The following is a 12598-nucleotide window of genomic DNA, read 5'->3' as shown; positions in this document are numbered from 1 at the left end:
GCACTCTCAGCTAGACAGTGCTAATTTTGTGGCAATTAATTGTTGTATTATTAAAGAGTTTCCGGCATTAATTTATGGGTGCTGATTATTTTTAATAATTATTTAATTTTGGCGGTGACAGATTGGCATGGTGAAGTGGCGGCTTTAGTGGCTGCGTGTTTGTGGTCTGTCGCTTCGGTGATCTATGGTGTTTTAGGGCAACGTATTAGGCCGATGCAGCTGAACTTGATTAAAGGGATAATTGCGATCGCTCTACTACTACTAACAATTTTGATTAGTGGCGATTTTGTCCCCAAGCTTTCTTTTATGCCTGTATGCTTACTCTTTCTCAGCGGTGCTGTGGGGATTGGCTGGGGTGATACAGCTTTCTTGGCGGCGATCAATTACTTGGGAGCGCGACAGGTTTTACTTTTGGGAACCCTTTCGCCACCGATGACGGCGATCGCGGCGACAATCTTTCTCCAAGAACGCCTCAATGTCAGCGCTTGGTGCGGAATCCTGTTGACGATTTTGGGAGTCGCTTGGGTGGTAACAGAACGAGTTCCTGGTACAAGCGAGGTTGACTCAACGCACCTATGGCAAGGTATAGGCTTTGGTTTATTAGCCGCAATTACAAATACCGCCGGTTCTCTGTTTTCTCGGGCTGCATTTGCAACTGCGAGTATTGATTCTTTATGGGCGGCTTTATTACGATTAATTGCAGGGGTATTGACAATTTTGCTTTGGTTAGTAATATCACCTCGCCAGCAGCGGACAATTTCTGATCCCTACTGGAAATCTCGGCGAATTATTTTAGCAAGTTTTTTTGCAGCCTTTTGTGGTACTTACCTGGGAATTTGGTTACAACAAACAGCTATTAAATTCACATCTGTGGGAATTGCTTCCACACTGTTGCAGACTAGTCCTTTGTTTGTCATCCCCATCGCGATCGCAATGGGTGAAAAGGTGAGTTTGAGAGCGATCGCAGGTGTTGGGATTGCGATCGCTGGTATTGGATTATTGTTTTACTTTAAGTATTTGTGATGAAGTCTAAATAAATTGCTTTGTTTGAGAAACTCATGAATTCGTCTCTTAAGGCTGACAACACTGGGTTTACGTGCATTCTCCTAGTCAGCTTTTTGTTAATTCATAAACCCTCAGTATAAATACAGAAACTTTAAATCTAAAAAACTTCAGTTTTTCTTAAGGTGTGGTATATTTACTTTACGAGCAGATTCTGCAAGTAAAAATTGATCGCAAAGGATTGTTGATAACGCACCAAAATCTTTATCAGTCAGGAATCTACTAGAAATAGCCCCAGAACAATATCGTTACCGCAGTTCCTTGGTGTCGGTGAATTAAGTTATGCTGTCCGATAGAAATGGATTTTGACCGAAATTCATAGTACTCACTCAACACACTTAGACGCACAGAAGTTAGTCGTTAGTTATTACTAGGACTTACGTAAATGTCATAGATTTCTGGTTAAGGCTGTCAACTCCTTTGGGGAATTAAAAATTATCAAACCCCATGCATAAATGTAAGGGGTGGAAATAATGATGCGGTGTTTTTTGATATCTCCATTCATAAATTAAGGGGCTTAGTTTTGACTATGGACTAATCTCTGCTACGAGAGCACAATTGGTGCTGATACATTGCTGGCTAATTTCTCCAATCCTTGCTCAACAAGGGTTTGAATTTAGTCGAACAGTTTGTGCGTGCAGAATAAAAATTCAAGTACTTTACTTCAACTACAATATGACAGTAGCAATAGAGCGTCAGATTCAGAGCGAAAGTAATGCGATCGCAAAGGCTAAAAGTGAAGTCAGCTTGTCAACTTCCTTAGCTTTGCTCAAAAGACAATTAAAGTCAGATGGTTTTAGTAGCTTTGAAGATTTAGCTGAGGCGATTTATCAGCACAAGCAATTGCAGGTGGAAGCTGGTTTGTATTCCCAAGACAAGTTTACCCTTTTCGGCAGTGACAGTGAAGCACAGTTAGTATGTCCATCTACGGGAACCCTGCATCAGTGCATCATTTGGTGTATCAATCACTATACTGGCTTAAACAGAAATCAAAAGATTATCGATCAAGTCTGCGAAGCCGTGAAAAAATTTGGTACAGGAAGCGGAACTTCTGCTATATCCGGTGGGATGTCTTCGTTACATAAAGAAGCGGAAAGACGACTCGCATCTTTAGTTGGGAAAGAATCGGCTTTATTGTTCCCCACAGGATACACCACCAATTTAGGTGTCATCTCTGCTTTACCAGGAAACAATGATTTTTTACTTTTCGATCGGGAAGCCCATGCTTCGATTATTGATGGAGTTAAGCTTTCCGGCAAAAAGTTTGCTTCGTTCAAGCATAACTCAGTCGAAGACTTAGAGAAAAAACTCAAAAAATACAGGAACAACTACGAAAACCTCATTGTCATTGTTGAATCTGCCTATTCGATGAGTGGCGATTTGGCTCCCTTAGGCGAAATTGTCCAACTCAAGAAAAAATATAATTTTCATCTCTATGTAGATGAAGCCCACACATTTGGTTTTTACGGTCACCAAGGAGCGGGATTTTGTCATCAACTCGGCGTGACGGAAGAGGTAGATTTTATCATGTCTACCTTGTCCAAATCAACAGCTTCCATCGGCGGCTTTATCGCTTGCAAAAGTAAATATATACCCTTGCTGGAATGGAGTGCTAATTCTTACCTATTTCAAGCTTGTCTGACACCAGGAGATGCGGCCGCTATTTTAGCCTCACTTGATGAATTAGCTGCTAATCCCGAATTAATAGCACAACTGCATCAAAAAAATAGCTACATGCGGCAAAAACTCACGGGGATGGGTTTTGATTTAGGTCATAGTCAGAGTCCGATCGTGCCGATATTTATTCCCGATCCAGACATTTTACATGCATTTAATCGCGACTTATTCGCGGCAGGAATTTTTTCTATCGCGATTGTCTATCCCGGTGTTAAGCCTTCAGAAGGTCGGATTCGGTTTATCTTAAATGCTTCCCACACCTATGAAAATATTGATCGGACGTTGGATGTGTTGGAGAAACTCGGCCAGCAATACCGACTTATCTAGTCAAAAAAGGCTTCGACAGACAAAGGTCAAAGCCTGAAAAGGAAATCTATCGAACTATTCAAGTCCATTATCGCATCAACATTCAAGCCAATGACAATCACGCAAACTCTCAGCGTTCGTGATGCAATTGCAGCAGCGAACCAGAACTTTATGCAGACTTTTGCACAAGGTGATGCAGCAACTTTAGCTAGCTTGTACACCAAAGATGGTCAAATTTTACCAACTCATAGCGAGTTAATTGGCACAAAAAAGGGGATTGAGGAATTTTGGCAAAGCATTTTCCAGCTCAACATTACCCAAGCGACTCTGGAAACCATTGAGGTAGAAAGTCACGACAATACAGCAATTGAAGTGGGAAAATATTTATTGAGCGATCGCAATGGTCAAATGGTAGACAGAGGTAAGTACATCGTTGTCTGGAAACAAGAAGATGGACAGTGGCGATTGCATCGCGATATTTGGAACAGCAGTGTACCTGTTTAACTGATATCTCAGCGGTTAAGGGGAAAAAGGGGAAGAAAAACTTGCTTTAACCTTTTCCCCAAACCAAATTCCCTTGCATAGAAAAATCTTAGTTACAGCAGTTTCGGTAGTAATTTAACCACAGATCCTTTCGTAAGGGCACGGCACCCACAATCTTCTGCTACATACAATAATCTTACTGATGCCGTGCCCCTACCGCGTGGTCTATTTACCTGAAAATAGGTGTAAGTTTAGGCTAGGGCTTAGTCTGTGGGGAGACAAGGCGGATGAGCAGTATGAAAAAAAACCTCAGCTTGCGCGCTGAGGTGAGGGGGAGAAAACCAAATGACGATGAGAGATACCGATACCGAAATCAAAAATTTTCGCTAATACCTAAGGCAATAGCTGTTTTTTATCTATTTATTAACTTATGTAAATAAATTTAACAAAATTGTTACGACTTGTCAAGCCGTGTTGACAGCAAAAGGCTGATAACCTTAATAAGAGGCGCAAAAAACCAAAGCACATAACAAAATGTAAAGTTTTCCCCTCCCTTATCAACATGGCGGATGATGAAGCAAAGAGATCTAGCTTAAAGACTGAACTGCTGCAACGAATTGAAGCGCTAGGCTTGCAGCAAAGTATATTTCCATCACCAGATGAAACAATCGATAGCATTGTCCAGCGGTTGGAGAACGTAAATCCTACAGTTCGCCCACTCAGCGTCAATCATCTTTCGTCGCTGGTTGGTAGCTGGCAATTAATTTACGCTTCTCGCGGCACAGTAGTTACGCGAAAGCTAGTATCCCTAAGAGAAATTGGGGGAGGAATTAAAATTAAACGCGTGTGGCAAAAGTTAGTAGCCAGCAATCGGGAGCAAATTTCCGCCGCCAACTGTGCTGAGTTTGATCTCCCATTTCTGGGAGAATGGCGCTTGCAAGCTGACGGCGTATGGAGATGGGGTATAGATGAACAGGTTGCTAAGGTGACTTTTGGGGCGTTTTCCGTACAAGTAACAAAGCCCTTTGGATTCTCAAGCTGGAGTTTACCAGAGTTGAAAATTCCGGTGCTGGAATTTTTGAGAAATGAAGCGCTGTGGACAACCTCATACTTAGATTCCCAAATCAGGGTAGGACGAGGTGCAACAGGTAATCTGTTTGTATTTCGCCCTTTGTAGCGATGTCTGATGACAAGCCACGAAGCATCTACGTCTAACTAATATGAAAAATCAAATATGGGCGTTTGTGTTTTGTTAGTCAACCGCAGAAATAAAGAATGTCGAAATAGCAGCGTAACCTGCAAAAAAAATCAGGGCGGTAAGCATAGCCTGCTCCTTTTATTACTGTAATGATAGTGAATAATTGATGCTCATAATCATATGACCATTTTTAGGCGACAACATCTGCTAAACAGACTATATTCTTTAAAAAGTTTTTGTCCACAATGAACAAAATTAGCCAGTCAGAATTATACCTAGAGAATTACTGAAAATCCCGTGAAGTTACCTCAGATTTACTGCTGACTAAGTTAACCAAGAGGTACGATGGCGTTTCACCAATTGCAACTGTAGGATAGATATTTTTGGAGTGTAATTGGTTGGCAGATGAACATCGGCATAATTGAGCCTTACTGTGATGGATTTTTAGAAGTTGTACCGGAGGGTGAAGGTAGCGACTATTGGCATATTGCAGCCATACACATCAATGGTAAAGCCTTCTGTCCTAGTCCTAAGCTTTATCGTTCCGAAAAGATAGCTTTAGCAAAAGCAGCACAAATCTTTGATTGGATAGCAGAACATGAGCAAGAAATTAGTGATGGAGGTTGCTACTGTTCAAAGTTACAGCTAGTCCTGTGGTATCAACCGAAAGCGTCTTAGTGTACCACGAGAGATAGTACTATTGGGGTGCGATCGCCATTATTGTACAGATGTGCTAGTGCGATCGCCTAGATCGTTTATGACCACCAATTCTGAAAAATATTTTAGCAAACACAGGCTGATCATTCTCGTCGAGAAAAATACGATGTAGTCAAATCGGGAATTTGCACATTTGCGAGCGTAATATTTATTTAGTTAATTTGGGTATACAAGTGAAAAAAATCTGGCTGCTGAGTCTGACACTAGTTAGTTTCGGGATGCCACTATTATTTAAGTTGCATTCTTCTATATCAATAGTGCCAAATGTTGCACCTTCCCCACCAAAAACCATCAGCTACGAACAACGGACTTTACCGCAAAGCGTAGTTCATATTCTATCAATTCCCACTGATAGCCGATTTTTAATCACACCTGCGCTGTCAGAAAAAGTGGCTACTGTAGACGAATTTGCTAAGAAGCATCAAGTAAAAGCAATCTTCAATGCAGGCTTTTTTGACCCAGTTAATCAAAAATCTACATCCTATGTAGTGATTTCTGGTAGTGTAGTTGCTGATCCCAAAACTAACGAAAGACTTGTAAATAATCCCAACTTAAAACCTTACCTAAATAAAATTTTTAATCGCACAGAATTCCGTCGCTATCTATGTGGGGAAACTGTCACTTATGATATTACTCCCCACAATGAATCACCTTTAGCTGGGTGTCAGTTAGTCGATGCTGTAGGCGGTGGCCCCAATTTGTTACCAGAACTCACCTCAGAACAAGAAGCTTTTGTAGATAAAGTTAATGGACGAGATGCAATTGGTAGCAATCAACCTAGTTCAAGAACTGCTGTAGGCATTACTGATGATGGCAATATTCTTTTAGTCATGGTAGCTCAAAAGCCAAACGTTCGTCTCGCTAAATCTGGGATGTCTTTGCCAGAATTAGCAGCTTTTATGAAAACCCTTGGTGCAAAGAAAGCGATGAATCTAGATGGCGGGAGTTCGTCTTCACTTTATTACAATGGTAAGGCTGTTTACGGGAAGCTAAATCTTGTGAGGAAACCCATCAAGCGACAGGTGAAATCAGTTTTATTAGTACAGGAAAATTAGAAATTAGGGGAGAGGTGCGGAGGCGGCAACTCAGCCAATTTCCGTTAAAAGCGCAATTTTTGCCGTTATTTCCATATCTTCACATAATATTCAACATTATTACTGAGGTGTAAATAGCTACTTGTGAATGAAGCTAGAGGAAGTGAATTTATGGCGCATTTATGAAATTAAACCAAATATTGAAAGTAGCTGTAATTCCTTTTTTGGCTGTATTAAGCTGTGTGGTTATATCAACTATGGCACTAGCTGATTACTTCAATAGTGAGGGGTATGGAGGTGATTATCGTTATGAATTATGGTCTACCGATGATAACAGTAGTTACTACTTGAAAATTTGGCGACGTGAAGCCAGTCGAGACAGTGAATCTTACATCACGGATGGAAATTTCAACTCTAGTAGCGACGCTCTAACTCATTTTGATTGTACTTACGCTAGGAAAAAACTACCCGAATGTCGCTAATGATATAGCAATCCGATTTTATTTTTGAAAAAATCTAACACCCCGATCAATGTTGGGTTTCGTTCCTCAACCCAACCTACACCTAATAAATTGGATATTTGTCCATAGTATTAGCTTACATCGAAAGTACACGATTTAACTCTAGTAGGGATGCTCTAATTTATTTTGATTGCAATTACGCTGAGAAAAAATTACCCGAATGTTCCCAATGATATTACGCTAATACTAATTCTTGATGAAGATGCATATAATTAGCCTGCGTAGGCAGGCTTTGTTTGTTTAGCCCCACCCTTGGAGGGTGAGGGCGTTAATATGCAGCCTCACATAGAATTGGTATAACCATTACCGAATTTTAGATTTTTAATTTTTTTCTTGTTGACTGTTGACGGTTCACTGTTAACAGTCAACAACTTTAAGCGAAATAATTTATTTTTTGGAGTTCCCTTAGTCCTAAATCTAAAATCTAAAATTTTGTGACTCAGATTTTTATCAAAATTTTGGAGTCGCAAGCAATGGTATTGTAGAGGATGTACGCCTGGCGCATAAGAGGGTGATTATGCCAGATGTTCGCTTTGATAAATACTACCGTTACGAAGACCTGACCAGCATCTTACATAGTTATGCTGAGGAATTTCCTCACCTGGTACGCATAGAAAGTATTGGCAAGAGTTATGAAGGTCGTGACATCTGGCTTCTCACTGTTACGAATTTCGCCACCGGATCAGACAAAGAAAAACCAGCCCTCTGGGTAGATGGTAATATCCACGCTACGGAGTTAGCACCATCAATTGTCTGTTTATATCTGCTGCAAACATTAGTTACAGCCTACGGTACTCATCCCGCGATTACTCCTTGTTTAGACACCCGCGCCTTCTACATTTGTCCGCGTGTTAACCCTGATGGTGCGGAGTGGGCTTTGGCTGACAAACCGAAATTTATTCGTTCTGCTACCCGTCCCTATCCTGAAGGTAGGGAAAGTAACGATGGTTTAGTCATGGAAGATATCGATGGGGATGGGCGGATTTTACTCATGCGCATTCCTGATCCTAATGGCGCTTGGAAAATCTCCCTGACGGAACCGCGTTTATTGGTGCGTCGGGAACCAACAGAAACCGGTGGTAAATATTATCGACTGTTACCAGAAGGGCGGATCGAAAATTATGACGGAGTGCAGATTAAGATTCAGCCAACCCAAACAGGGTTAGATTTGAACCGCAACTTTCCGACTATGTGGCGACAAGAATTTCAACAGCCCGGTGCGGGGCCTTATCCCACATCAGAAACAGAAGTGCGATCGCTTGTCCAATTCATTACAACTCATCCCAACATCACCGGGGCTATAGCTTTCCATACTTTTGGCGGTGTAGTCATCCGTCCCTACAGCTACCACAGCGATGAGGAATTCCCGCTTTACGACCTCCGCACCTATCAATATATTGGGAAAAAAGCTACGGAAATTACAGAATATCCCGCTATTTCTGCTTTTCACGACTTCCGCTATGATCCCAAAGATTTTATCTCCGGGACTTTCGATGATTGGGCTTATGACGATCGCGGTGTCTTTGCTTGGACAGTCGAAGTTTGGAGTCCCCAAAGTCAAGCAGGTATTAAAGAATATAAACATGTCGAATGGTATCAAGAACACTCTTTAGAAGATGAACTGAAGTTGTTACGCTGGAATGATCAACAACTCTCAGGAAAGGCATATGTTGACTGGTATCCCTTCGACCATCCCCAACTTGGTCAGGTAGAATTAGGCGGTTGGGATAGCATCTATGCTTGGGTCAATCCACCCCCTGAGTTTTTAGAAAATGAAATAGCCCGCTTTCCTGATTGGTTAGTTTGGCATTTGTTAATCTCCCCGCGTTTGGAAATTTATCAAACCAGTGTCTACAACTTAGGTAACGATCTATATCGAGTGTGTTTAGTAGTTCATAATACAGGCTGGTTACCTACCTACGTTACCCAAAAAGCCTTGGAGAAAAAGCTGGTAAGAGGCTGTATCTGTGAAATAGAGTTGCCTAATGGTGTAACTTTAGAGACAGGTAACAAGCGTGAAGAGTTGGGACAATTAGAGGGACGCGCCTATCAACCTTCACATCCGACGCGGAGACAGAGTGACCCTACTGAAGACAGGGCAAAGGTAGAATGGGTTGTACGTGGGTCTGTGGGTAGCACTGTTAAACTATTAGCCCGTCATGAACGTGGGGGAGTTGTGCGTACTGAGGTGATATTAGGTTGAATATAGTGTTGACGGTTAACTGTTGACTGTTAGAGTTGTTAAGAAATGTTGAGCTACAGACATGAATAACGACGTTGTGATTTTCCTGATCAGTGCTGGTTTACTGGTGGTTTATTTGGTGTTCTCCGCATGGACAGAGATGGGGACAAAGCTACCACCGAAGAAATAGAAGGTAGGGCGATCGCATCCTCATCCAATTAGCAATCTAATCCGCTTCGGTTAAGGGGGGAAAGGGAAAAGGTGAAAGGTAGGAATTCACCCTTTACCCTTTACCCTTTCCCCAAACCACAAGGAAGATGAAAAGTGCTTATAACATTTTCAATAAATTGAGTTCAATAACCCTGTTTATGGTTTCGATGAGATTCATCTCAGTAGTGGAAATTGCGGTAAATTTGCAATATGTTGATCCACAGCTTCCTGATACTCAAGTTCAGCTTGATGTTGCAAAAATGGCAAACTATAAATATTTTTGATTAATCGATTTTGGATCTTTTGCAGCAGGATACTCATATTGTTTTTAGTATGTCAGCTATATCAGGATGGGTTATGCATTTTCAGTAGATTTATCTTGGTTTAACTTTATCCCTTGTTTTCAGCACTGTCATCTTGATTACAGGTTAATTGATCGAGCGTGATTGCGGTCGTTTTTACCTATCCTCAGGAGGATGCTAGTTTTTGATATTTGCTATTTCATCAGGATCAAGTGAGTAACAGGAATTTTTTTTTAGAGAGAATATCAATCCAACACTTAAGTGAAAAGGTAGATTATCTCGTCTAGTTGATTAATATCTATAACCTGACTAGTACAACAGAACCAAAAATCAAGATTTCAATTGGGAATTGTGATTGAGCGAATTTTGCAGCGTGGTACTAGAGATTAATTATGCTTTAAGCAGGGAAGTGCGATCGCTCATTTCTGGTCTTAGCTTGTTCATTCGCTCTCAGTCTCAACGAATTAGCGATGTTGTCAACTATCTAAAGAAGGAAAAAAATCTCGAAAAATTTAGCCTTTAGCTAGTTGTTGGATTCATGTAACATATTAAAAATATTAATTATGACAATCCTCGACTTTCTTGTATGTTAATAACTAGACACATGTAACTTAAATTTGATGTAATTGGGCTTGTTCAAAATGATCAGACGGCTAATGAATACCAAATTTCTCGGTCACAGCCCACCTGAGGGCAACTGAGAAATCCATGCATTTATATTAATTCTCTTGATTATTGAAAAATCTCGGATATCCTTGGTAGCTTTTTGATGCTGAGTGCGATCGGAGATTCCTGAAAAGCTCAAATATCATCCTTGAGATTTGCTTTCTGGGGCAAACATTTGAGCGGTTATAATGAAATTCAAGGAAGGGTGACTATATTGGTAAATTTTTAGACTTCAAACAGTTAACATTTCGCATTCGTAGTTTTATTCGAGAGGCAAATCTCATCCTCAGCACTTGACAAATATTTAATTAACTTGAATTCGGCAACCTTCAGCCCCCTTCCCTCTTCTAGGAGGAAAGAGAGGAGTAAGAAAAATTACAATTTTTACAGCTTTTTCTTCATAGGAGAGGCGTTTGGGGTGAGGTAAACATCATCTGCATCGAACTCACGTTTCATCAATGAATTGAGCAACGACTTTACTTATTTTGTGAGGAAATTTTCATGTTTAATTGGTTTCGCGGCTCATTTGTAAAGAGCAGTATGCTAGCTTTAGGAGTAATGTTTGCTACATTAAGTCCTATTGTAATTTCCAGCCCTGGATCAGCTCAAAATACTGTCTCATCGCCCGATAAAATAGCACAAGGGGCAACATCTAGCTTATCTGATGTTGATGCAAATTACTGGGCCAGTCCATTCATTACCGCCTTAGCCCAAAGAAACGTGATTGCAGGGTTTCCTGATGGTACTTTTAAGCCCGATCAGGCTGTGACTCGTGCGCAATTTGCGGCGATGATCCAAAAAGCTTTTAACCAGAACCCAGTTCGACAATTACCTTCTGGTGGATTTTCCGATGTTCCCGCTAACTATTGGGCGGCGGAAGCAATTCGGGTAGCTTACGAAACTGGATTTATGTCCGGCTATCCAGGGAACAGATTTTTACCCAATGAACAAATTCCCAAAGTACAGGCGATCGTCGCTTTAAGCAGTGGTTTAGCTTTGACTAGTAGCACTAGCGCAGCTAGTGTTTTGAGCACTTATTACACAGATGCTTCATCAGTCCCAGATTATGCTGTGAATAGTGTAGCAGCAGCAACACAAAGCAATATTGTTGTTAACTATCCAGAAGTTAGACAACTCAATCCCCAAAGGACTTTAACACGCGCCGAAGCCGCAGCACTTTTATATCAAGCTTTGGTAAAACAGGGACAGTTACAACCAATTGCTAGCAATCTTCCAGCTGCTGGTTATATTGTTGCAGCTAGTAGTGGTACTAATCAACCTGGCGGTACAGATATCGTTTCCTTGGCTGCATCTAGCAGTTCGTTTACAACCTTGACTTCTTTATTAAAAGCCGCAGGCTTAACAGATATCCTACAACAACCAGGGCCTTATACTGTCTTTGCTCCTACCGATCAAGCATTTGCGGCGTTACCAGCAGGTACTCTACAGCAATTACAGCTACCAGAAAATCGCGAAACATTGATTAAGCTGTTGAGATACCATGTAGTTTCTGGTCAATTAACTTCTAGCCAACTATCAACCGGGCAAATCAAGACCCTTGAGGATCAAAATGTAGACGTTAAGGTTGATACAGCTAATAATCAAATTGCAGTCAACAATGCCCAAGTTATCCAGGCGAATGTCCAAGCTAGCAATGGTGTGATCCATGCGATTAACCAAGTCCTAATTCCACCTAACCTGACTAGTCAGCAACCAGGTACAGGTACTCCCGATCAAGGCGGAAGTACTCCTGGCACAGTTACACCAGGTAGAACCACTCTTGGGGGCCCTAGCTATATCGGTGTTGGTGGTAACATTGGTTTAACTGGTAATAATTCTTTGAGTGTGGGTAATTTCTCGGTAATCAGCAAAATAGGTCTGACACGTAATATCTCAGTGCGTCCATCGGCAGTTTTTGGGGATGAGACACTGGTTCTGGTTCCCGTAACTTTAGATTTTGCCCGACAAGCAGATACCGTCACCGGACAGACTCGATTCCCGATCGCTCCTTTTATCGGTGCTGGTGTAGCTATTGATACGTCAAATGACACGGATATTGCTTTTATGGCAACTGGTGGTGTAGACATTCCGATAGCAAATCGCTTTACACTCACAGGTTCTGTGAATGCAGCCTTTTTTGATGAAACTAGCGTCGGTTTAATATTAGGGGTTGGTTATAACTTCTAATGGCGAGGGCGTAGGTGGGGCATAGCAATAAGGTGTCTGCGCCTTATCCCCAT

At 41.4% G+C, this 12598-nt stretch carries 11 protein-coding genes; all 11 read left to right on the top strand.

The window, feature by feature from the left end; genetic code table 11:
- Positions 1-78: 78 nt before the first annotated feature.
- The 11 genes from AACU32_RS11600 to AACU32_RS11550 all read left to right on the top strand — a co-directional run bounded on the left by AACU32_RS11600 (position 79) and on the right by AACU32_RS11550 (position 12545).
- Positions 79-1023, top strand: coding sequence for a DMT family transporter (locus AACU32_RS11600; protein WP_096599704.1), 945 nt, complete (start codon positions 79-81; stop codon positions 1021-1023).
- A 714-nt stretch (positions 1024-1737) separates the two neighbouring features.
- The gene (locus AACU32_RS11595) at positions 1738-3066 is read left to right on the top strand and encodes an aminotransferase class I/II-fold pyridoxal phosphate-dependent enzyme (protein WP_096599703.1); all 1329 of its coding nucleotides are present in this window, start codon (positions 1738-1740) and stop codon (positions 3064-3066) included.
- A gap of 90 nt (positions 3067-3156) precedes the next feature.
- Complete coding sequence (locus AACU32_RS11590) at positions 3157-3549, top strand: YybH family protein (RefSeq protein WP_096599702.1); 393 nt, start codon at positions 3157-3159, stop codon at positions 3547-3549.
- A gap of 541 nt (positions 3550-4090) precedes the next feature.
- A complete protein-coding gene (locus AACU32_RS11585; RefSeq protein ID WP_096599701.1) occupies positions 4091-4705 on the top strand; it encodes a PAP/fibrillin family protein in 615 nt (204 codons plus the stop codon).
- A gap of 426 nt (positions 4706-5131) precedes the next feature.
- On the top strand, positions 5132-5404 hold the full coding sequence (locus AACU32_RS11580; RefSeq protein ID WP_096599700.1) for a hypothetical protein: 273 nt from the start codon (positions 5132-5134) through the stop codon (positions 5402-5404).
- Positions 5405-5616: 212 nt separating this feature from the next.
- Entirely contained in the window at positions 5617-6498 is an 882-nt protein-coding gene (locus AACU32_RS11575; RefSeq protein WP_096607959.1) for a phosphodiester glycosidase family protein, read from the top strand.
- Between the two features lie 161 nt (positions 6499-6659).
- Positions 6660-6959 carry a hypothetical protein gene (locus tag AACU32_RS11570; RefSeq protein WP_339377787.1) on the top strand — a complete coding sequence of 100 codons (300 nt, stop codon included), beginning with the start codon at positions 6660-6662 and terminating at the stop codon, positions 6957-6959.
- A gap of 556 nt (positions 6960-7515) precedes the next feature.
- The gene (locus AACU32_RS11565; RefSeq protein WP_096599699.1) at positions 7516-9201 is read left to right on the top strand and encodes a M14 family metallopeptidase; all 1686 of its coding nucleotides are present in this window, start codon (positions 7516-7518) and stop codon (positions 9199-9201) included.
- A 347-nt stretch (positions 9202-9548) separates the two neighbouring features.
- Positions 9549-9674, top strand: coding sequence for a hypothetical protein (locus AACU32_RS11560; protein ID WP_339377786.1), 126 nt, complete (start codon positions 9549-9551; stop codon positions 9672-9674).
- A 373-nt stretch (positions 9675-10047) separates the two neighbouring features.
- Entirely contained in the window at positions 10048-10215 is a 168-nt protein-coding gene (locus AACU32_RS11555) for a hypothetical protein (protein ID WP_339377785.1), read from the top strand.
- 644 nt (positions 10216-10859) lie between these two features.
- A complete protein-coding gene (locus AACU32_RS11550) occupies positions 10860-12545 on the top strand; it encodes a fasciclin domain-containing protein (RefSeq protein WP_096599698.1) in 1686 nt (561 codons plus the stop codon).
- Positions 12546-12598 lie beyond the last annotated feature (53 nt).

The sequence above is a fragment of the Calothrix sp. NIES-2100 genome (genome assembly GCF_963875285.1).
Classification (GTDB): Bacteria; Cyanobacteriota; Cyanobacteriia; order Cyanobacteriales; family Nostocaceae; genus Aulosira.
This window is presented reverse-complemented; position numbering and strand designations above follow the sequence as displayed.

Bases quoted from the DNA above. Each gene is read 5' to 3' on its own strand.
- AACU32_RS11550 (WP_096599698.1), top strand. From the start codon at position 10,860: ATGTTTAATTGGTTTCGCGGCTCATTTGTAAAGAGCAGTATGCTAGCT.
- AACU32_RS11595 (WP_096599703.1), top strand. From the start codon at position 1,738: ATGACAGTAGCAATAGAGCGTCAGATTCAGAGCGAAAGTAATGCGATC.
- AACU32_RS11570 (WP_339377787.1), top strand. From the start codon at position 6,660: ATGAAATTAAACCAAATATTGAAAGTAGCTGTAATTCCTTTTTTGGCT.
- AACU32_RS11590 (WP_096599702.1), top strand. From the start codon at position 3,157: ATGACAATCACGCAAACTCTCAGCGTTCGTGATGCAATTGCAGCAGCG.
- AACU32_RS11560 (WP_339377786.1), top strand. From the start codon at position 9,549: ATGGTTTCGATGAGATTCATCTCAGTAGTGGAAATTGCGGTAAATTTG.
- AACU32_RS11580 (WP_096599700.1), top strand. From the start codon at position 5,132: ATGAACATCGGCATAATTGAGCCTTACTGTGATGGATTTTTAGAAGTT.
- AACU32_RS11565 (WP_096599699.1), top strand. From the start codon at position 7,516: ATGCCAGATGTTCGCTTTGATAAATACTACCGTTACGAAGACCTGACC.
- AACU32_RS11585 (WP_096599701.1), top strand. From the start codon at position 4,091: ATGGCGGATGATGAAGCAAAGAGATCTAGCTTAAAGACTGAACTGCTG.